Annotated in this window: 18 protein-coding genes and 1 tRNA gene; 16 read left to right on the plus strand and 3 right to left on the minus strand. The window is 31.9% G+C overall.

Translation table 11 applies throughout. The features are described 5' to 3' along the window. The first annotated feature begins 54 nt into the window (after positions 1–54). Complete coding sequence (locus EGM88_RS14505; protein ID WP_123899147.1) at positions 55–1,602, plus strand: hypothetical protein; 1,548 nt, start codon at positions 55–57, stop codon at positions 1,600–1,602. A gap of 45 nt (positions 1,603–1,647) precedes the next feature. On the opposite strand, the gene EGM88_RS14510 is transcribed toward EGM88_RS14505, so the two are convergent. The 3 genes from EGM88_RS14510 to EGM88_RS14520 all read right to left on the minus strand — a co-directional run bounded on the left by EGM88_RS14510 (position 1,648) and on the right by EGM88_RS14520 (position 3,923). Then, complete coding sequence (locus EGM88_RS14510) at positions 1,648–2,337, minus strand: RluA family pseudouridine synthase (protein ID WP_123899148.1); 690 nt, start codon at positions 2,335–2,337, stop codon at positions 1,648–1,650. A gap of 90 nt (positions 2,338–2,427) precedes the next feature. Further along, positions 2,428–3,045 (minus strand): ribosome biogenesis GTP-binding protein YihA/YsxC, encoded by a 618-nt coding sequence (gene yihA / locus EGM88_RS14515; RefSeq protein ID WP_123899149.1) that lies wholly within the window; start codon positions 3,043–3,045, stop codon positions 2,428–2,430. Between the two features lie 113 nt (positions 3,046–3,158). Then, positions 3,159–3,923, minus strand: coding sequence for an alpha/beta fold hydrolase (locus tag EGM88_RS14520; protein ID WP_123899150.1), 765 nt, complete (start codon positions 3,921–3,923; stop codon positions 3,159–3,161). Positions 3,924–4,145: 222 nt separating this feature from the next. Between EGM88_RS14520 and mraZ the strand changes: the two genes are divergently transcribed. The 15 genes from mraZ to EGM88_RS14595 all read left to right on the plus strand — a co-directional run bounded on the left by mraZ (position 4,146) and on the right by EGM88_RS14595 (position 20,380). Beyond that, on the plus strand, positions 4,146–4,619 hold the full coding sequence (gene mraZ / locus EGM88_RS14525) for a division/cell wall cluster transcriptional repressor MraZ (RefSeq protein WP_123899151.1): 474 nt from the start codon (positions 4,146–4,148) through the stop codon (positions 4,617–4,619). Continuing rightward, positions 4,606–5,499 carry a 16S rRNA (cytosine(1402)-N(4))-methyltransferase RsmH gene (gene rsmH, locus EGM88_RS14530; protein ID WP_123899152.1) on the plus strand — a complete coding sequence of 298 codons (894 nt, stop codon included), beginning with the start codon at positions 4,606–4,608 and terminating at the stop codon, positions 5,497–5,499. The genes mraZ and rsmH overlap by 14 nt, the downstream gene beginning before the upstream one ends. Continuing rightward, positions 5,499–5,822: an FtsL-like putative cell division protein gene (locus EGM88_RS14535; protein ID WP_123899153.1), complete on the plus strand. Its 324-nt coding sequence runs from the start codon at positions 5,499–5,501 to the stop codon at positions 5,820–5,822. Before rsmH ends, EGM88_RS14535 begins: the two co-directional genes overlap by 1 nt. Positions 5,823–5,825: 3 nt before the next feature. After that, positions 5,826–7,805: a penicillin-binding protein gene (locus tag EGM88_RS14540; protein ID WP_123899154.1), complete on the plus strand. Its 1,980-nt coding sequence runs from the start codon at positions 5,826–5,828 to the stop codon at positions 7,803–7,805. Further along, positions 7,802–9,265 carry a UDP-N-acetylmuramoyl-L-alanyl-D-glutamate--2,6-diaminopimelate ligase gene (locus EGM88_RS14545; RefSeq protein WP_123899155.1) on the plus strand — a complete coding sequence of 488 codons (1,464 nt, stop codon included), beginning with the start codon at positions 7,802–7,804 and terminating at the stop codon, positions 9,263–9,265. Before EGM88_RS14540 ends, EGM88_RS14545 begins: the two co-directional genes overlap by 4 nt. 16 nt (positions 9,266–9,281) lie before the next feature. Continuing rightward, entirely contained in the window at positions 9,282–10,520 is a 1,239-nt protein-coding gene (gene mraY, locus EGM88_RS14550) for a phospho-N-acetylmuramoyl-pentapeptide-transferase (protein WP_123899156.1), read from the plus strand. 1 nt (position 10,521) lies between these two features. Then, a complete protein-coding gene (murD, locus tag EGM88_RS14555) occupies positions 10,522–11,856 on the plus strand; it encodes a UDP-N-acetylmuramoyl-L-alanine--D-glutamate ligase (RefSeq protein ID WP_123899157.1) in 1,335 nt (444 codons plus the stop codon). Then, on the plus strand, positions 11,857–13,059 hold the full coding sequence (locus EGM88_RS14560) for an FtsW/RodA/SpoVE family cell cycle protein (RefSeq protein ID WP_123899158.1): 1,203 nt from the start codon (positions 11,857–11,859) through the stop codon (positions 13,057–13,059). Continuing rightward, a complete protein-coding gene (gene murG, locus EGM88_RS14565; RefSeq protein ID WP_123899159.1) occupies positions 13,043–14,140 on the plus strand; it encodes an undecaprenyldiphospho-muramoylpentapeptide beta-N-acetylglucosaminyltransferase in 1,098 nt (365 codons plus the stop codon). Before EGM88_RS14560 ends, murG begins: the two co-directional genes overlap by 17 nt. Before the next feature lie 49 nt (positions 14,141–14,189). Further along, positions 14,190–15,530, plus strand: a complete 1,341-nt coding sequence (murC, locus tag EGM88_RS14570) for a UDP-N-acetylmuramate--L-alanine ligase (RefSeq protein WP_123899160.1) — start codon at positions 14,190–14,192, stop codon at positions 15,528–15,530. Beyond that, positions 15,527–16,249, plus strand: a complete 723-nt coding sequence (locus EGM88_RS14575) for a cell division protein FtsQ/DivIB (protein WP_123899161.1) — start codon at positions 15,527–15,529, stop codon at positions 16,247–16,249. The genes murC and EGM88_RS14575 overlap by 4 nt, the downstream gene beginning before the upstream one ends. A 3-nt stretch (positions 16,250–16,252) precedes the next feature. Beyond that, positions 16,253–17,563 carry a cell division protein FtsA gene (gene ftsA / locus EGM88_RS14580; protein WP_123899162.1) on the plus strand — a complete coding sequence of 437 codons (1,311 nt, stop codon included), beginning with the start codon at positions 16,253–16,255 and terminating at the stop codon, positions 17,561–17,563. Positions 17,564–17,700: 137 nt separating this feature from the next. Beyond that, positions 17,701–19,602: a cell division protein FtsZ gene (gene ftsZ / locus EGM88_RS14585; protein ID WP_123899163.1), complete on the plus strand. Its 1,902-nt coding sequence runs from the start codon at positions 17,701–17,703 to the stop codon at positions 19,600–19,602. A 219-nt stretch (positions 19,603–19,821) separates the two neighbouring features. After that, positions 19,822–20,271: a GatB/YqeY domain-containing protein gene (locus EGM88_RS14590; RefSeq protein ID WP_123899164.1), complete on the plus strand. Its 450-nt coding sequence runs from the start codon at positions 19,822–19,824 to the stop codon at positions 20,269–20,271. A gap of 35 nt (positions 20,272–20,306) precedes the next feature. Then, positions 20,307–20,380: transfer RNA gene (locus EGM88_RS14595), tRNA-Arg, on the plus strand. Positions 20,381–20,958 lie beyond the last annotated feature (578 nt).

The raw sequence follows: 20,958 nt of genomic DNA on the forward strand, positions 1-20,958 counted from the left end.
GTGTGAAGTATTTAAAACACTGATAATAAACTAAATATCACTTTATTTGTTACAATGACTAGCCCGCAAAAAGATAACCTATTTGTTTTAGTAAAATCATTATCAAAATCAGAAAAAAGACAATTTAAGCTCTATGTTGGTCGTCTTGGTGGTAATACAGATTCTAAATTTTTAGCACTTTTTAATTTGCTTGACAAGTTAAATAAGTATGACGAAAAATCTATTCTTAAGAGTGGAATTGTTAAAAAAGCTCAGCTTTCAAATTTGAAAGCACATTTATATAAGCAAATTTTAATTAGTTTAAGGTTAAATCCATTGCATCAAAATACAAGGGCTCAACTTAGAGAACAATTAGATTTTGCTACTATTCTTTATCACAAAGGATTGTATAAACAGAGTTTAAAATTATTAGATAAGGCTAAAAATTCTGCAATTGAAAATGAAGAGAAAATATTAGCTTATGAAATTGTAGAGTTAGAAAAAGTTATAGAGTCTCAGTTTATTACTAGAAGTTTAAGCAATAGAGCAGATGAGTTAACCGAGCAGGCAAAAATGTTAAGTATTCAAAATACGATTACTAGTAAATTGTCTAATTTGTCATTACAGCTATATGGTATTTTGTTAAAATCTGGTTATGCAAAAAATAATGAACAATACCAAGAGATAACAGAATATTTTAATGCAAGAATGCCTAAATTTAAACTTTCAGAATTAGGATTCAGAGAAAAGTTATGGTTGTATAAGTCGCATTTATGGTATAGTATCTTAACTCAAGACTTTTTAAATTCTTATAAATATTCTAGCAAATGGGTCAATTTATTTCTGAAAAACGAAAGTATGATTCGTTTAAATCCAGTATTCTTTTTAAAAGGATATCATTATTTACTTGAATCTCTTTTTTATACACAGTATCATTCAAAATTTAAAAAAGCTTTAAATAAGTTTGAAGAGATAATTGAGAATAAAAAGTTATTGCCAAATGAAGATAATGTAAATGTATTATGTTTTATGTATCTCTACATAAACAAACTTAATTTACATTTTTTAGAAGGTTCTTTTAAGGAGGGATTGCCTTTAGTTGATGAGATTTTAAAAGGAATAAAACAATATAGAGATCGAATAGATGATCATCATGTAATGATTTTTTATTACAAAATTGCAAGTTTGTATTTTGGTGCAGGAGATTGTAAAAAATGTATCGAATATCTAGATAAAATTATCAATAATAAAACGCTAGAAATGCGTGAAGACTTGTTGTGTTTTTCTCGAATACTTAGTTTGTTTGCTCATTATGAAGTAGGATTGGATTATCATTTAGAGGTACAATTAAAAAGTACCTATAAGTTTCTATTAAAAATGAATGAACTAAATAAAGTGCAGGAAGAAATGATGAAATTTTTACGAACTATTGGAGATGTTTATCCGCATGAATTTAAAAAAGAATTTAGAAAACTCCACACAACTTTAAAGCAATATGAAGACAATCCTTACGAAAGAAGAGCTTTTTTATATTTAGATATTTTGTCGTGGTTAGAAAGTAAAATAGAAAACCGACCTATCGATGAGATGCTTCAAGAAAAGTTTAAGCAAACTAAGAGGTAATAATTCTATTATTTTAGTTGTTTAAAAGATGAGTAAAGGTTGTATTTATAAAACGCAACTTTGCCAAATTGGGTCAGATGGCACCTCACTAATTATTGAAATTGTGTCTTTGCTTACTGGATGTATAAATTCAATTGCCCTAGCATGTAAGCTGATACCACCATCAGTATTGCTGCGTTTAGATCCATACTTTAAGTCGCCTTTAATAGGGCATTTAATAGCTGCCAATTGAGCTCTAATTTGATGATGGCGGCCTGTTTCTAAATTTACTTCTAGTAAAAAATAGTTGTCTAATGTTTTTAGTAGCTGGTAATGTAGAATACCTTTTTTGGCATCTTTTGTTGGCTTAGGAAAAGTTGTAGACTTATTATTTTTAGGATTTTTTTTCAAGTAATGAATTAAGGTGTCTCTTTCTTTTTCAGGTTTGTTTTTTACAATGGCCCAATAGGTTTTTTTTATCTCTTTTGTACGTAGCATTTTATTAAGGCGTTCAAGAGCTTTTGAAGTTTTAGCGAAAATTACAATGCCACTTGTAGGTCTATCTAAACGATGTACTACACCTAAAAACACATTTCCTTTTTTGTTGTATTTATTTGCGATATATTGTTTAACAATGTCGCTTAAAGGCATATCTCCAGTTTTATCTCCTTGTACAATATCTCCTACACGTTTGTTTACTATAATAATGTGATTGTCTTCATGTAAAACTTGTAAATTGTCCTTGGTAGATTTCATTTAGATGATTTGTAGTTAATCTGTTGAACTTATAATAAAAAGAAATTGTTTTATTGTTAAGAGAAGTTGTTGAGAATAAATTTAGTTTTTTTAAAAATTATCTTCAGAGGTTACAATCTTATTTAGTTCTTGAATATAATTTAATAATTCTTCTCTGCCGGATTTGTGAGTAGCTGAAGTTGTAAAAATTCTAGGAACAGCTTCCCATCCAGCAGCTAACATTTTATTTTTAAAAATTTGTAAATTTTTAGTAATGGCAGCTGGTTTTAACTTGTCAGATTTTGTGAAAATTAACATAAAAGGAATGCCATTTTCACCTAAAAAACGCATAAACTCTAAATCTACCTTTTGAGGTTCGTGTCTGCTATCTACTAATACAAATGTGCAAACAAGTTGATTGCGGTTTAAGAAATAGCTTGTGATAAAATCTTGAAAAACTTGACGCTTGCTTTTAGATACTTGAGCGTAACCATAGCCTGGTAAGTCAACTAAAAACCATTCGTTGTTTATTTTAAAATGGTTAATTAATTGGGTTTTCCCTGGTTTTCCTGAGGTTTTGGCCAACTTATTTTTGTTGACCAACATGTTTATTAAGGAAGATTTTCCTACATTAGAACGTCCAATAAAAGCATATTCAGGAATTGAATCTTTCGGACATTTTTTTATATCTGTATTGCTTACTACAAATTCAGCGGTTTTTATTTTCACAATAGTTACTTTAAAATTTAACAGTATAAGGTTGTAAATTTAGTTAAAAATAGTACTGGCTATTTTTAGCTAACCATTTGAGTCAATACAGGTTCTTTTTTTTGAAAATTGTTTTATAAATTCTCTTTAGTTAACCAATCTTCTAAATACTCGTTAAATTTATCAGGATGTTCCATCATAGGAGCATGTCCGCATTTATCTATCCAGTATAAAGTCGATTTTGGTAATAGTTCATTAAACTCTTCAGCAACTTCCGGAGGGGTTACTTCGTCGTTTTTGCCCCAAATTAATCCTGCAGGAACATTCATGTTGGGTAAATCTTTGGCCATATTATGTCTAATAGCACTTTTGGCAATGGCAAGCGTTCGAATAAGTTTGTTTCTGTCGTTAATACTTTCATAAACTTCATCAACAATCTCTTTTGTAGCTACTTTTGGATCGTAAAATACACTCTCTGCTTTATGTTTTACATACTCGTAATTACCACGTTTAGGATAGCTTTCTCCCATTGAGTTTTCATATAACCCAGAGCTTCCAGTAAGTACTATTCCGTCAACTTTTTCAGGGTATTGTTTGGTGTAGTATAGTGCAATATGCCCACCTAAAGAATTGCCTAATAAAATGTAATTATTTAGTTGCTTATGCTCAGTAAAAGCTTTGATAAACTTGGCTAAGTTTTTAACATTGGTTTTTAATAACGGAAGGTTGTAAATTGGTAATTCAGGCATTAGGATTCTATATCCCTTAGAGGAAAAATATTCAAAAACCTTGTCAAAATTACTTAGATTACCCATTAATCCATGTAGAATAATAATAGGCCTACCTTCGCCAACTTCCAAGTAGTTAAATTTTCCTTCTTTTTTGTAATTGATTCCCATTAATTATTGGTTTGTTGCATTAATGACAAAAATAATGATTTTGGATTAAAATATTGCAATTCTTTAAAATCATACAGCTTTTATTTCTAAAAAAGTGGTCATCAATTTTAAAAACCTATAAATCAATGCAATAAAATGAAGTGGAGAAAGTTATTAACAAAGTGGTAAAAAATGGTAAAAAGTGGTAAAATTCTGTATATTTGTAATTAAATTTCATATAAAGTGGTAAACCTGATTGGGACATACGAATGTAAGGCTGATAAAAAAGGTCGGTTGATGTTGCCCTCTCCGCTAAAAAAACAGCTAAGCTCAGTGTTAGAAGAGGGGTTTGTTATCAAGCGGGCGGTGTTTCAGCCTTGTCTTGAAATTTACCCAATGAGTGAGTGGAATGTGTTGATGCAAAAAGTAAATAAGCTAAATAGGTTTGTGAAAAAGAATAATGATTTTATTAGAAGGTTTACTGCTGGTGTTAAAAAAGTTGATTTAGATGCTTCTGGGAGGTTGTTAATACCAAAAGATTTGCACTCTTTTGCGGGTATTACTAATGAAGTGGTGTTGTCGTCAGCTGTAAATATTATTGAAATTTGGGATAAAGCTAGTTATGAAAAAGCAATTGATGATGCTACTGGTGACTTTGCTCAGTTGGCTGAGGAGGTAATGGGTGGCGAAAATGATATTCCTGATGAGTTATCATAATCCTGTTTTGCTCTTAGAGAGTGTTGATGGTTTGGAGATAAAGCCTGATGGTGTCTATGTAGATGTGACATTTGGTGGTGGAGGTCATTCTAAAGAAATTTTGAAGAGGTTGGGGGCTGAAGGAAGGTTGTTTGCTTTTGATCAAGATGAAGATGCTTTAAAGAATGCAATAGATGATGATCGGTTTACTTTAATTCATGAAAATTTCAGGTTTGTATCTCGGTTTTTAAGATTTTATGGAGTAAGAAAAGTAAATGGAATTCTAGCGGATCTAGGGGTTTCTTCGCATCAGTTTGATGTTGCTGAAAGGGGTTTTTCTACTCGTTTTGATGCTGAATTGGATATGAGAATGCATCAAAAATCTGATAAATCGGCTTATAAGGTGATTAATCAGTACAGTGAAAAGAGGTTGGCAGATGTGCTGTTTCAATATGGTGAACTACGAAATGCAAAAGCCTTAGCGAGAGTTGTTGTTTCTGAGAGAAAAGAACATCCTATAAAGACTAGTTTTCAGCTCAGAGAAATTTTAAAACAATTTTTGCCAAAGAGTAAAGAGCATAAAATACTAGCTCAGATATTTCAAGCAATTAGGATAGAGGTAAATGAAGAGTTAGAGGTTTTAAAAGAGTTTTTGTTGCAAACCGAAGATTTGTTGGAAGAAGGAGGGAAGTTGAGTGTTATTTCTTATCACTCTTTAGAGGATAGATTAGTGAAAAGATATATCAGAAGTGGAATGTTTGAAGGTGAGCCAGAAAAAGATTTTTATGGAAATATTTCGGTTCCATTTAAAAAAGGAAAATTGATAGTGCCGTCGGTAGAAGAAATTAAAGGTAATAATAGAGCACGCAGTGCTAAGTTAAGAATAGCAACAAAATTATAATGGCAAAGGCTAAACAGACATTATATAATATTTTAAAAGGTAAGTTTTTAGTAGATGAAAGTGCTTCTAAAAATTGGTATATGCTTGTTTTTTTAGCAGGGTTGGCTCTTGTGATGATTGCGAGTTCTCATGCGATTGATAAAAAGGTTCAAGATATAGCAATTCTTAATAAAGAAATGAGAGAGAGGCGTGATGTTTTTATTGCTACTCGGTCTGATTTAATGAAGCTTAAAATGGAGTCGGCCATTATTAAAAAGTTAGAAGAGCAAGGGTTGTTTATTCCTGATAATCCGCCACATAAAATTGTAGTAAAAGAAAAGTAAAAATTGGCAATAGAGAAAAAGAACATATTAAATAGGTTGTATTTGCTTGCAGGGGCAATGTTTCTGTTTGCTTTTGGAATTACTTATAAAATAATTGAAATTCAATTTGTTGAAGGTGATTTTTATAAGAAAAAAGCAGAGAGTTTAACTATTAAAGACGGGGTGGTAAAAGCCAATCGTGGAAATATTTATTCCTCCGATGGTAGTTTGTTGGCTACATCAGTTTCTAGGTTCGATATAAGAATGGATCCTGTAACTGTTTCTGATGAAAATTTTGAAAAGAATATAAAAGGGTTGAGTAAGTCATTGTCTCAAATGTTAGGTAAATCGGCTGGATATTGGGAGAGTTATATTCGTAAAGGTAGAAAAACAAAAAATAGATATTTATTTATTACTCGAAATCTTGGTTACAATGATTATTTGAAAATAAAATCTTTCCCCATGTTTAATTTGGGTACTTATAGAGGAGGTATTATTACTGAGCAACGCACAGTTAGAGAGCATCCTATAGGTAAAATTGCTGAGCGGGCTGTTGGGTATGATGATTATCGAGGTAAAGTGGGGATTGAAGGTAATTTTTATGAGTATTTAAGAGGTAGAAATGGTAAGCGTTTAAAGCAAAAAATTGCAAAAGGTCAGTGGAAACCACTTAATGATAATAACGAGGTTGAGCCTGTTGATGGTAAAGATATAATTTCCACAATTGATTTAAATATTCAAGATATAGCTCATCATGCTTTGTTGGAGCAATTGGAAAAGTTTGAGGCAGATCATGGTACAGTTGTGGTTATGGAGACTAAAACGGGCGAAATAAAAGGAATCTCAAATTTAGGGCGTAATAAAAAAGGAAATTATTACGAGCGATTAAATTATGCGGTTGGTGAATCGCACGAGCCAGGTTCTACATTTAAGTTGATGAGTATGATGGTGGCTTTGGAAGATAAAGTTATTGATACTTCTACTGTAGTAGATACTGGAAATGGAGCCTATAAAATATATAATAGAACTGTAAGGGATTCTCATAGAGGTGGTTATGGTAAAATTTCTATGGGTCGAGTTTTTGAAGTTTCTTCAAATGTAGGTTTGGTTAAGGTTATTGAAAAGGCTTATGGTAACAATCCTCAAAAGTTTATTGATGGATTGCATAAAATGGGAGTGGGTTATAAATTAAATCTACCTATTAAGGGAGAAGGGAAGCCAAGATTGCCTAATCCAAATGATAAAGAAAATTGGTATGGAACTTCATTAGCTTGGATGACGCATGGTTATGGTGTGCATTTGACTCCTTTGCAAACATTGGCAATTTATAATGCGGTTGCTAATAATGGAGAAATGGTGAAACCTCGTTTTATAAAAGAAATTAGAGATCAAGATAGGGTGGTTGAGAGTTTTGATAAAGTGGTTCTAAATCCTAGGATAGCCTCTCAAGAGACAATTGATAAAATGAAGGCGTTGATGCGAAATGTGGTAAAGAAGGGGACGGCTACTAATATTTATAATAAAAATTACGAGCTGGCTGGTAAAACAGGAACCTGTCAAACGGAATATTGGACTGACAATACGCAGTATATAGCTTCTTTTGCGGGTTATTTTCCGGCTGATAATCCTGAGTATTCATGTATAGTAATTATTCATAAGCCTAATAAAAAAATTGGCTATTACGGTAATGTTGTTGCAGCTCCTGTTTTTAAGAAAATAGCTCATAAAATTTATACTAAAAAACCTGTAATTGATGAGGTTAAGCAGTATGAAAAAAGTCCTGAATTGCTCGTTGAAAATTTTGAAAGCTATAATGTAAAGGTTAATAAAAAGTATGAAACCATGCCTAATCTTAAAAATATGAATGGTATGGATGCTGTTGCTTTGTTAGAGAATTTAGGGTTGACAGTAGTTTTTAAAGGAACGGGAAAAGTAAAACAGCAGTCTGTAAAAGCAGGTGAAAAATTTGATAGAACTAAAATAGTAGAATTGACACTTTCGTGAAAAAGTTAAAAGACATATTGTATAGGGTTGCGGTTGAAGCAGTATATGGAAGTACTGATATCAATATAAATAAGCTTGCTTTTGATTCGCGAAAAGTGAATCAAAACGATGTGTTTATTGCTATTAAAGGAACTGTTGTAGATGCTCATAAATTTATTCCGTCTGTTATTGATAAAGGTGTTTCGGTAATTGTTTGTGAAGATTTGCCTGATAATTTAAATTCAAAAGTGGTTTTTGTGGTTGTAAAAGACTCTCAAGAAGCTTTGGCTATAATGGCTGATAATTTCTATGGAAATCCTTCTGAACAGTTAAAATTAGTTGGGATTACTGGTACCAATGGAAAAACCACTATTGCTACCTTATTATATAATCTATTTAAAAAAGCGGGCTTTAAAGTTGGGTTGTTGTCAACGGTTAAAGTATTGGTAAATGATCAAGAATATACAGCTACTCATACCACACCTGATTCATTAGCTATTAATGGATATTTAAAAGAAATGGTTGACAATGGGGTTACGCATTGTTTTATGGAGGTGAGTTCTCACGGAATTCATCAAAAACGTACTAAAGGATTGAGTTTTGTGGGGGGTGTTTTTACCAATTTGTCTCATGATCATTTAGATTATCATAAAAATTTTGCAGAATATAGAGATATTAAAAAATCATTTTTTGATGAGTTGCCAAAAACGGCTTTTGCCTTGGTGAATATTGATGATAAAAATGGTATGGTAATGCTGCAAAATTGTGAGGCTAAAAAATATACTTATGCATTAAAAACAATTGCGGATTATAAAGCTAAAATTTTAGAAAATCAATTAGGTGGATTGTTGTTGACTATTAATGGGAATGAGGTTTGGTCTAAGTTAATCGGTACGTTTAATGCATATAATTTACTGGCAATTTATGCGGTGGCTGACCTATTAGGTGTTGAGTCTATTGAAAATTTACGCATACTGAGTGAGTTGGAAAGTGTGAGCGGGCGTTTTCAGTATCTGATTTCTGATAATGGAGTTATAGCAATTGTAGATTATGCTCATACTCCAGATGCTCTAAAAAATGTTTTAGAGACCATAAGTGCTGTTAGAACTTTTAACGAAAAAGTAATTACTGTAGTTGGTTGTGGAGGTGATAGAGATAAAACTAAGCGACCAAAAATGGCACATATAGCTACGCAATTGTCTAACCAGGTAATTTTTACTTCTGACAATCCAAGAAGTGAGAATCCCCAAACTATCATTAATGATATGGAGGCTGGAGTAGAGCCTCAAAATTTTAAAAAATACTTGTCAATTGTTGATAGAAAACAAGCTATTAAAACAGCAGGTGCAATGGCAGAAAAAGGAGATATTCTATTGATAGCAGGTAAAGGACATGAAACGTACCAAGAAATTAATGGTGTAAGAAACCATTTTGATGATTTTGAAATTGTTACAGAAATATTAAAGGAATTACAAAAATAAACACAAATTAAGATAGATGTTATATTATTTATTTGACTATTTAGATAAACATTATGATTTGGCTGGAGCGGGATTGTTTCAATATATCTCATTCCGATCAGCAATGGCGTTTGTGTTTTCTTTATTGATTTCTACCATTTTTGGACGAAGAATCATTGATAAATTAAGAAGGCTTCAAGTAGGAGAAAGTGTAAGAGATTTAGGGTTAGATGGTCAGGTTCAAAAAGCAGGAACTCCAACTATGGGTGGTATTATTGTTATTCTTGCAACATTAATTCCTGTGCTGTTTTTTGCAAAATTAGACAATGTTTATATTATCATTCTTGTAGTTTCTACAGTATGGATGGGACTTATTGGTTTTATTGATGACTATATAAAAGTATTTAAAAAGAATAAAGATGGATTGAAAGGTCGCTTTAAGGTAATTGGTCAAGTTGGTTTAGGTGTTTTTGTGGGTTTGATGCTTTATTTTTCACCGCAAGTGGTAATAAAAGAAAAGTTGAATACTCCAATTGCGGTAGAGTCACATCAGATGCAAGCGGCAAATCCATCTAGCGTATTTGGTGAAGAGGTAAAATCTCTAAAAACTACCATCCCTGGTGTGAAAAATAACGAATTTGATTATTCTAAATTGGTAACATGGTTGGGTGATGATTATAAGAAATATGCATGGATTCCTTTTGTGCTAATTGTAATTTTTATCATAACTGCAGTATCTAATGGAGCTAATTTAACTGATGGGGTTGATGGGTTGGCTGCAGGTACATCTTCAATTATTGTATTGGCCTTGGGTGTTTTTGCTTGGGTTTCTGGTAATATCATTTTTTCTAGTTATCTCAATGTGATGTATATACCATACTCTGGCGAGATGACCATTTATATTAGTGCTTTTGTTGGAGGTCTTATCGGGTTTTTGTGGTACAACACCTATCCTGCACAAGTATTTATGGGAGATACTGGTAGTTTAACTGTGGGGGGTATTATTGCTGTGTTGGCAATATCTGTACGTAAAGAATTATTGATTCCTATTTTGGCAGGTATCTTTTTAGCGGAAAATTTATCGGTGATTTTACAGGTTAGTTATTTTAAATATACCAAGAAAAAATATGGTGAAGGAAAGCGTATTTTTTTAATGTCGCCTTTACATCATCACTATCAAAAAAGAGGGTATCACGAAAGTAAAATTGTAGTTCGGTTTTGGATTGTAGGAATTATGTTGGCGGTATTATCCATAATTACATTGAAAATTAGATAAAATGAAAAAGATAGTTGTGCTTGGTGGTGGAGAAAGTGGTGTTGGAACAGCAATTCTAGCTAAAAAAAATAAGTATGAGGTGTTTGTTTCTGATAAAGGAATGATTGCTGAAAAATATAAAAAAGTTCTTTTACATAATGATATTTTTTTTGAAGAAGGAAAACATACTGAAAATAAACTATTTCGGGCAGATGTTGTAATGAAAAGCCCTGGAATTCCAGACAAAGTTCCGTTAGTTCAAGATCTATTAAAAAAAGGCATTCCGGTAATTTCTGAAATTGAATTTGCAGCAACATTTACAAAGGCTATGTTAATTGGTATTACTGGTAGTAATGGTAAAACAACTACCACTATGTTAACCAATCATATTCTTAAAAAAGCGGAATTTAATGTAGGAATGGCAGGGAATATTGGTGATAGTTTTGCATTGCAAGTAGCTACTGAAAATTACGATAAATATGTGTTAGAATTAAGTAGCTTTCAGTTGGATGGGATTATGGATTTCGCACCACATATAGCGGTGATAACCAATATTTCTCCAGATCACTTAGATCGATATGACTATAAGTATGAAAACTATATTGATTCTAAGTTTAGAATTACAAAGAATCAAACTGCTGAAGATTATTTAATCTATGACGCAGATGATGAGGCCATCGAAAATTGGTTAAAAAACAATAAGACAAAAGCACAATTATTTCCTTTTTCTTTAGAAAAATCATTTGAAAAAGGAGCATATATAAAAGATAATAAAATAATAGTTAACACTAATTCAAACACATTTACAATGAGTATAGCAACATTAGCATTACAAGGAAAGCACAATACTAAAAATGCCATGGCATCTTCTATGGTTGCTAAATTATTGGGCGTAAGAAATAATACACTTAGAGAAAGTCTTGAAGATTTTGATAGTGTAGAGCACCGGTTAGAGCCTGTATTAAAAATAAATGGGGTTCAGTATATAAACGATTCTAAAGCTACTAATGTAAATGCAGCTTATTATGCATTAGATAGTGTAAGAACACCTATTGTTTGGATAGTTGGAGGGACTGATAAAGGTAATGATTATACGGACTTGTTGCCTTTGGTAAGAGAAAAAGTAAAAGCGATAGTTTGTTTGGGAATAGACAATTCAAAAATTATAGAAACTTTTGGAAATATAGTTGATTTTATAATTGAAACTGCTGGTGCTGAAGAAGCTGTAAAAGTTGCTTACAAAGTATCAGAAAAAGGAGATACAGTATTGTTATCACCTGCATGTGCAAGTTTTGATTTGTTTGAAAACTACGAAGATAGAGGTAGACAATTTAAAGATGCAGTTAGACAATTGTAAATGACTAAAGTATTAAAAAATATAAGTGGAGACAAAACCATTTGGGCTATTATTGCTTTATTGGCACTATTTTCCTTTCTCCCTGTGTATAGTGCAAGTACCAATTTAGTTGGTGTGGTCGGAAAAGGTACCACGCTTGGGTACTTGTTAAAGCACGCTATGTTGTTGGTTTTAGGTTTTGTAATCATTTATGCTACACATAAAATTCCTTACCGTTATTTTAGCGGTCTTTCGGTGCTGTTAATTCCGGTGGTTTTGGTTTTGTTAGCGTATACTTTATATCAAGGAAAAACTATTAGTGGGGTTAATGCGAGTAGATGGATTAATATTCCATTTGTAGGAATAGGTTTTCAAACATCAACTTTGGCTAGTGTGGTTGTGATGATGTTCACAGCAAGGTATTTAGCAAAAAATAGGGAAAAGAAAATTTATTTTAAAGATAGCTTTCTTCAACTTTGGATTCCCGTAGGAATGGTGTTAGCGTTAATTTTGCCAGCTAATTTTTCAACCACCGCCATTATTTTTGTAATGGTTTTATTAGTTGCCTATTTAGGAGGATATCCAGCTAAATTTATTGGAGCTATTTTAGGTTTTGGTATTTTAGTTTTTGCCATATTTATTCTTTCTGCAAAGGCTTTTCCTGAAACTTTTAAAAATAGTAGAATAAATACTTGGGTAGCAAGAATTGAAAATTTTTCGAATCCAGATGAAGAGGCTAATTATCAGGCTGAAAAAGCAAAGTTAGCTATTGCTTCAGGAGAAATTCAAGGAAAAGGCCCTGGCAAAAGTGTTCAAAAAAACTTTTTGCCACAATCTTCTTCAGATTTTATCTATGCGATAATTGTTGAAGAGTTTGGCTTGGTAGGAGGGTTTATGTTAATGATTTTATATCTCTTGTTATTGTTTAGAATTGTAATAGTAGCTACAAAAACGGATACTATATTTGGCACTTTATTGGTGTTGGGTGTTGGAATTCCTATTGTATTTCAAGCGTTAATAAACATGGGGGTTGCAGTAGGATTATTTCCTGTAACAGGACAGCCATTACCTTTAATAAGTACTGGGGGTACATCTATATGGATGACTTGTTTTGCTTTAGGTGTTGTGCTCAGTGTAAGTGCAGATAGAGAGGCTAAAATTGAGATTGATAAGAAGAAAAATGACGATAATCCTTTAAGTGTATTGCATGAAACCATCGGTTAATATATTAATTAGTGGAGGAGGTACAGGAGGTCATATTTATCCTGCTATTGCTATTGCTAATGAATTGAAAAAACGCAATGCAAATGCTACTATTTTATTTGTAGGTGCTAAAGATAGAATGGAGATGGAAAAAGTACCACAAGCGGGCTATCAAATAGAGGGATTGTGGATATCAGGTTTGCAACGAAAGTTGACACTTAAAAATATGTTATTCCCAATTAAAGTACTAGATAGTTTGTGGAGGGCAAATAAAATTATTAAAAAATTTAAACCTAACGTAGTTATCGGAACAGGTGGGTTTGCATCTGGTCCAACCTTGCAAATGGCTAGTAGAAGAGGGATACCTACGTTGGTTCAAGAGCAGAACTCTTATCCTGGAATAACTAATAAATTATTAAGTAAAAAGGCAAATACGATATGTGTAGCCTATGAAGGTTTAGAGCGATTTTTTCCTAAAGATAAAATTGTTAAAACTGGTAATCCGGTAAGGCAAGATCTGTTGGAAGTTTTGGTAGATAGAACCGAAGCACAAGAATATTTTAAAGTTGAAAAAAGCAAAAAAACACTATTGGTTTTGGGAGGTAGTTTAGGTGCAAGAGCTTTAAATTTATTGCTTGAGAAAAATATTGAGTGGTTAGTAGAGCAAAATGTTCAGGTACTGTGGCAATCAGGAAAATTGTACTATCAAGAATATAAAAGGTTTAATGACCTTAAAGGAGTAAAGGTGTTGGAATTTATTGATAGAATGGATTTTGCTTATGCGGCATCAGATATTATTATTAGTAGAGCAGGAGCAAGTTCAATATCAGAATTGTGTATTGTGGGAAAGCCAGTAATTTTTATACCATCGCCCAATGTGTCTGAAGATCATCAAACAAAAAATGCGATGGCTGTAGTGAGTAATAATGCAGCAATTCTTCTAAAAGAAAATGAATTAAACAGTTTTCGTGCTGAATTTGAAAGTCTTTTAAAAGATGAACATAAACAGCAAGAATTAAGCAAAAATATTAAGCAATTGGCTTTGCCAAAAGCTACAGAACATATCGCTAACGAAGTTGAAAAATTAATTAATAGTAACTAAACATTCTAATGAAGAGGCATAAATAGAAGTGCCAAGTTTGAATAGAACCATGAATCTAAATAATATACATAACATTTACTTTATCGGTATTGGGGGTATCGGTATGAGTGCATTGGCTCGTTATTTTAAGGCTAATAACTTCTTTGTTAGTGGTTACGATAAAACACCTTCATTAGTTACTAATGGGCTTGAAGAGTTAGGTGTAGCTATTCACTTTAATGATGAAGTTGAAGCTATTCCTGAACAGATTTTTGATAAAGAAAAAACATTAATAGTTTACACTCCTGCAATTCCTAAAGGGCATACAGAGTATAATTATTTTAAAGATAATGGGTATACAATTTATAAGCGTTCTGAAGTTTTAGGGGCAATTACTAAAAATACATTTTGTTTTGCAGTAGCAGGTACACACGGAAAAACTACTACATCTACAATTTTAGGACATATTTTACATGAGGCCAATTTAAATGCGACTTCCTTTTTAGGTGGAATTGCTGTGAATTATAATTCAAATTTAATTTTAGGAGGTGATAAAATTAGTGTTGTAGAGGCTGATGAATTTGATCGTTCATTTTTAAGGTTGTCTCCAAACGTAGCTTGTATTACTTCAATGGATGCAGACCATTTAGATATTTATGGGGAAGCTGAAGCGTTAACAGAATCTTTTAAAGATTTTGCAAGCTTAGTTTCCGATAAACTATTTGTAAAAAAAGGATTGCCAATTAAAGGAATTACTTATGGTATTGAAGAAGGGGCAGATTATGACGCAAAAAATATTAGAGTTGAAAATGGATCTTATGTTTTTGATATACAAACACCGTTTGAATTTTACAAAAACATTGAGATAAATATACCAGGAAGGCATAATGTGCTAAATACTGTAGTGGCTTTGGCAATGGCTAATAGTTATGGAGTTTCTTTGACTACTATTGCCAAAGCTTTAAAAAGTTTTAAAGGAATACATCGTAGGTTTAATTATAAAATTAAAACTGAGCATTTAGTATTAATTGATGATTATGCTCATCATCCTACAGAAATAAATGCAGTGGCAGATGCTGTAAAAGAATTATTTCCTTCAGATAAAGTTTTAGCGATTTTTCAGCCTCATTTGTTTAGTAGAACTAGAGATTTTTCTGATAATTTTGCTAAAAGTTTATCAAAATTTGATGAATTAATCTTATTGGATATTTATCCAGCTAGAGAGAAACCAATTGAAGGAGTTACTTCAAAATGGTTATTAGAAAAAGTGGATAGTGTAAATAAGAAAATTTCGTCTAAAGTAGAGCTTATAGACAATATAAAAAAATCAGACGCAAAAGTTATTGTAATGATGGGGGCAGGAGATATTGGAGTGCTAGTTAATGAAGTTTATCTAAGTTTAATAAAATGAAAAAGTTAATTCCATTTGTTAAAGGAGTAATGCTATTTGTTTTTGTAGTGTTTCTTTACGGCTTTTCTTCTGCAAGAAATAGTGCAAAAAAAATTAAAAATGTAAACATAAATTTTGAAAATGGAGATAATTTATTTATTACCTACGAAACTGTTAATAAATTGTTAGTACAAAATTACGGACAACTTCAAAGTCAGTCAAAAGAAGAATTATTTTTGAACAAATTGGAAGAGACTCTACTTTCTAATGAAATGATTGAAAATGCGGAGGTTTTTGTTGATGTTAGTGGTGAATTAGGTGTGTCTGTTAAACAAAAAATGCCAATTGCTAGAGTGAATGATGGTGGAGTGGCATATTATATGGATAGCAAAGGCAAGAAAATGCCGTTGTCTTCAAATTATTCTGCCCGAGTACCTATTGTAGAAGGTGTTGAAAATAATCATCTCTCTAGTGAACTTTTTAAGTTGGTTTCGGTAATTGATAATGACGATTTTCTTAAAAAACAAATTGTTGGTATTGTACAACTTCCAAAAAATGAATTTGTACTTAAAACAAGACTCGGAAATCATCAAGTTGAATTGGGCACATTGAAGCAATTGGATAAAAAAATAAAAAAATTAAAAGTATTCTATCAAAAAGTTATAAACGACAAAACTTTAGATAACTATAAAAAAATAAACCTTGAGTACAACAATCAGGTTGTTTGTACAAAAAATTAAATTATGGAACAAGATAATATAGCCGTTGGATTAGATATTGGTACAACCAAAATTGTTGCCATAATTGGGAAGACTAATGAATACGGAAAATTAGAAATCCTTGGAACTGGCAAAGCTAAAAGTATGGGTGTTCACCGTGGTGTGGTAAATAACATTACACAAACCATACAGTCAATCCAACAAGCAGTAGAGGAAGCAGAAAGTGTTTATCCTGATTATAAAATTAAGGATGTTGTAGTTGGTATTGCAGGGCAACATATAAGAAGTTTACATCATAGTGATTATATCACAAGACCCAATTCAGAAAAGGTAATTGATGAGTCTGATATTGAAAAGTTAATTAACCAAGTACATAAATTGGTTATGCTTCCAGGAGAAGAAATTATCCATGTGTTGCCACAAGATTATAAGGTAGATGGACAAGCTGAAATTAAAGCTCCAATAGGTATGTATGGAGGTCGATTGGAGGCTAATTTTCATGTTGTTGTAGGGCAAGTATCTTCTATTAGAAATGTAGGTAGATGTATTAAAAGTGCAGGCTTAGAATTGTCTAATATAACATTAGAGCCTTTAGCATCATCAGAGGCTGTTTTAAGTCAAGAAGAGAAAGAAGCCGGAGTTGCGATTATAGATATTGGAGGTGGTACAACTGATTTAGCTATTTTTAAAGATGGTATTATCAGACATACTGCAGTTATCCCTTTTGGAGGAGGAGTAATAACAGAAGATATTAAAGAAGGATGTTCTATAATTGAAAAGCAAGCCGAATTATTAAAAACAAAATTTGGATCAGCTTGGCCTGGAGAAAATAAAGAAAATGAAATTGTTTCTATTCCAGGATTAAGAGGCAGAGAGCCTAAAGAAATTACTTTAAAAAACTTGTCAAAAATTATTCATGCTCGAGTTGTAGAAATAATTGAACAAGTGTATTTAGAGATAAAAAATTACGGACACGAAGAGACTAAAAAGAAATTAATTGCAGGAATAGTTTTAACAGGAGGTGGAGCAGAGTTAAAACATATAAAGCAATTGGTAGAGTATATTACTGGAATGGATACTAGAATAGGCTATCCAAATGAGCATTTGGCTGGAAATACAGATGTTGATTTGTCTAGTCCTGCATATGCTACATCGGTTGGTCTTTTAATGAAAGGATTGGAAGAGAAAAAGAAAACAAAAAAAGCTGAAAGCATAAAAGCAAATGAAAAGTATTCTAATAATAAAAAATCAAGTCATACTGAAAAGACAAATAGAAAATCAATTTTTGAAAAGTGGGCTGATAAATTTAGAGAGTTTTTAGATAATGCTGAATAGAATTGAAAGAAAATGGTAATGACTTATCTTTTGAATGAAAGACCAGATGAAGTGGCTGTGTTTTAAGAGAAATCTATAATTTGAGAAGATAAAAAATATAAAAAAGAAAAAAATATAATATCCCAAAAAACAAAACTATGAGTACTGAATTTGAAAATCTTGCATTTGATTTACCTAAAAATCAATCTAACGTAATTAAAGTAATTGGCGTTGGAGGAGGTGGAAGTAATGCAGTTAACCACATGTTTAAAAAGGGCGTTGCAGGTATTGATTTTGTGGTTTGTAACACTGATGAACAAGCTTTGAATAACAGTCCTGTAACAAATAAAATACAATTAGGAGTTTCCTTAACGGAAGGTCTAGGGGCAGGTGCTAATCCTGAAATAGGTGAAGAAGCAGCCATAGAAAGTATTGACGATATTAAGGCCATGTTAAGTACTAGAGCCAAAATGGTGTTTATTACTGTTGGTATGGGAGGTGGAACCGGAACTGGAGCTGCACCAATTATTGCCAAAGTTGCAAAAGAATTGGATTTACTTACTGTTGGGATAGTAACAATACCATTTTCTTTTGAAGGAAAAATGCGAAATGATCAGGCTCAAAAAGGTATAGAAAAATTAAGTAAACACATAGATTCTTTAGTTGTTATTAATAATAATAAGTTAAGAGAAGTATATGGTAACTTAGGATTTAAAGCAGGTTTCTCTAAAGCAGATGAAGTATTATCAACTGCTGCTATGGGAATTGCAGAGGTAATTACACACCATTACACACAAAATATTGACCTAAAGGATGCTAAAACTGTACTGTCTAATAGCGGAACGGCTATTATGGGCTCAGCTGTTGCAACAGGGCAAAACAGAGCACAAGAGGCAATTACAAAAGCATTAGATTCTCCATTGTTAAATGATAACAAAATAACCGGAGCTAAAAATGTATTACTACTTATTGTTTCTGGTACAACTGAAATTACAATTGATGAGATAGGTGAAATTAATGATTATATTCAAAGTGAAGCGAAAAGTAATGTTGATATCATTATGGGGGTTGGTGAAGATGAAGAGTTAGGTGAGTCAATTGCAGTTACAATTATAGCAACGGGTTTTAATAAGGAGCAACAGAGAGAAATTTCGCATACTGAGGCTCCTAAAATAGTTCATGATTTAGCATCAATAAATCAAGAGGTTGAACCCATCGCGAAACCTAAACCAGTAAAACCTATAGTAAAACATACTTTAGAGGTTGAGCAAGAAGAGCCTAAAGAAGTAAAACAAGTTAAACCAGAGGACAACGGTAACGATAAAACACCTACAGCTACCAATAGTACTTCAAACCCTATTAATGAGATAGATGTGCATTATGAAGAGGTGAAAGAAGATGATGTTATTGAAGATTTTGTAATTAAAGAAGTAACAAGAAAACAAGAGCAAGCAAAAGAAGTTAAGGAAGTACAAGGGATGTTAACTTTTGATTTACCATTAACACCAAAACGTAAATCTGAGACTGCAGAACAAGATACTAGAGTTAGTGAACAATCAAAAGCATCAAGTATTAGAGATATTGAAGTTGTTGAGCCTGAGTTTATTCAACCTACTGTTACGGCAGACGGAAAAATAAAACATGGCTTAGAAAATTTTATGGATGATGAAATGAAGCAAAATGCTAACATATCAAATGAAATTGATGATGAAGAATTAGCATTTAACGTAAGAGTTGATAAGAGAAAGGTAGCAAAACAAGAAATAAATTCAGATCAAGAAGAGTCTCCATTGAGTCTTACTATAGAAGAGTTACAAAGAAGAGCTGATGATAGAAGAAGAAAAATGAAAGATTTTAATTATAGGTTTGCTAATAGACCTGGAAATAATGATGAATATCAAAATAAACCAGCTTATAAAAGAATGGGTATAGATTTGGATGAAGTTGAACCTTCATCAGAACCTACAGAAAATAAATCTAGAATATCATTAAGTTCTGACGATAATGATGATATTCAGTTGCGTTCTAATAATTCGTATTTGCATGATAATGTGGATTAATTAGTATTTAGTTTTGTTTGTAAAAACCCAAAATATTGTAAAATTTGTTTTGGGTTTTTTTATGAAGCTACAATTTATTTTCTTTTGAAGTATGCGGTATTACCATATTTATAGATATAAATTTTGCTAATTTTCAAAGCCAACTGGTCTAAATAAAATTTTGAAATTTCATAAAAACTCATTCATGTTCTTTATCTTTGCATTTCTAAAATTAGAAAAATGAGTTTACAAAATAAAGTAATGGAAAAGCTTAAAGAAGCAATGCGAGCAAAAGATGCAGTTGCATTAGAATCTTTAAGAGCAATTAAGTCGTCTATTTTATTAGCTCAAACAGAATTGGGTGGAAAGCAGGAGTTGACAGAAGCTGAAGAGTTGAAGCTATTACAAAAATTAGTAAAACAACGTAAGGATAGTGCTGCACTTTATTTAGAGCAAGGAAGAGAAGATTTAGCAAATCCAGAATTGGCACAAGTTGCAGTTATTGAACAATTTTTACCAGAGCAGATGAGTGAAGAAGAGCTTAATAAAGTTATTTCTAATATTGTTGAAAAGACGGGTGCTAGTTCAATGAAAGATATGGGTAAGGTTATGGGAATGGCTTCAAAAGAATTGGCAGGTAAAGCTGATGGTAAAGCAATTTCTAATGTAGTAAAAAGCTTACTTAGTTAAATATATGTTTAGATAATTTTATATCTAAAACATTTGGCCCCGTAGTTCAACTGAATAGAATATCAGATTTCGGCTCTGAGGGTTACAGGTTTGAATCCTGTCGGGGTCACGAATTAATAACGCAAACTCTTTTAAATAAAGGGGTTTGCGTTTTTTGTTTTGTTACTGTGGATTTTTTTGTGTACTTTTTTTGAGAAATAGTCTTAAATGGTATTTAAATTGATTTAAAGTTGATAATATTTGTAGTTAAGATGTGTTTTATTGTTGTTTTCTAGTTTTATTAACTTTTAAGGTTGGTTGTTGGTTTATGTATCCTGATTTTTATTTGTGTTTAACTCTCTTATTATAAGTAACATACCCCCCCCTAAAATAATTCTACTAAGTAAAATTCTCACTAGGAGGCGATGTACACGACCTTTAAGGCTTCAGAGAATTTACCCCTTACCCCTATTTAGTTTTTAAACATTGTCAATCCTTTTATTTTATATGTATATTATTATTTAAGGTATTATAATATATATTATGTATGCACTCTAGTACATAGTAGGTATGCACTCTAGTACATAGTAGGTATGCACTCTAGTACATAGTAGGTGTGCACTCTAGTACATAGTAGGTATGTACTCTAGTACATAGTAGGTATGCACTCTAGTACATAGTAGGTGTGTACTCTAGTACATAGTAGGT

The sequence above is a fragment of the Aureibaculum marinum genome, from assembly GCF_003813905.1.
GTDB classification, from domain to species: Bacteria; Bacteroidota; Bacteroidia; order Flavobacteriales; family Flavobacteriaceae; genus Aureibaculum; species Aureibaculum marinum.

Coding starts and splice junctions, on each gene's coding strand:
- EGM88_RS14505 (WP_123899147.1), top strand. CDS start 55: ATGACTAGCCCGCAAAAAGATAACCTATTTGTTTTAGTAAAATCATTA.
- EGM88_RS14510 (WP_123899148.1), bottom strand. CDS start 2,337: ATGAAATCTACCAAGGACAATTTACAAGTTTTACATGAAGACAATCAC.
- EGM88_RS14520 (WP_123899150.1), bottom strand. CDS start 3,923: ATGGGAATCAATTACAAAAAAGAAGGAAAATTTAACTACTTGGAAGTT.
- rsmH (WP_123899152.1), top strand. CDS start 4,606: ATGAGTTATCATAATCCTGTTTTGCTCTTAGAGAGTGTTGATGGTTTG.
- EGM88_RS14535 (WP_123899153.1), top strand. CDS start 5,499: ATGGCAAAGGCTAAACAGACATTATATAATATTTTAAAAGGTAAGTTT.
- mraY (WP_123899156.1), top strand. CDS start 9,282: ATGTTATATTATTTATTTGACTATTTAGATAAACATTATGATTTGGCT.
- murD (WP_123899157.1), top strand. CDS start 10,522: ATGAAAAAGATAGTTGTGCTTGGTGGTGGAGAAAGTGGTGTTGGAACA.
- EGM88_RS14560 (WP_123899158.1), top strand. CDS start 11,857: ATGACTAAAGTATTAAAAAATATAAGTGGAGACAAAACCATTTGGGCT.
- murG (WP_123899159.1), top strand. CDS start 13,043: ATGAAACCATCGGTTAATATATTAATTAGTGGAGGAGGTACAGGAGGT.
- murC (WP_123899160.1), top strand. CDS start 14,190: ATGAATCTAAATAATATACATAACATTTACTTTATCGGTATTGGGGGT.
- EGM88_RS14575 (WP_123899161.1), top strand. CDS start 15,527: ATGAAAAAGTTAATTCCATTTGTTAAAGGAGTAATGCTATTTGTTTTT.
- ftsA (WP_123899162.1), top strand. CDS start 16,253: ATGGAACAAGATAATATAGCCGTTGGATTAGATATTGGTACAACCAAA.
- ftsZ (WP_123899163.1), top strand. CDS start 17,701: ATGAGTACTGAATTTGAAAATCTTGCATTTGATTTACCTAAAAATCAA.
- EGM88_RS14590 (WP_123899164.1), top strand. CDS start 19,822: ATGAGTTTACAAAATAAAGTAATGGAAAAGCTTAAAGAAGCAATGCGA.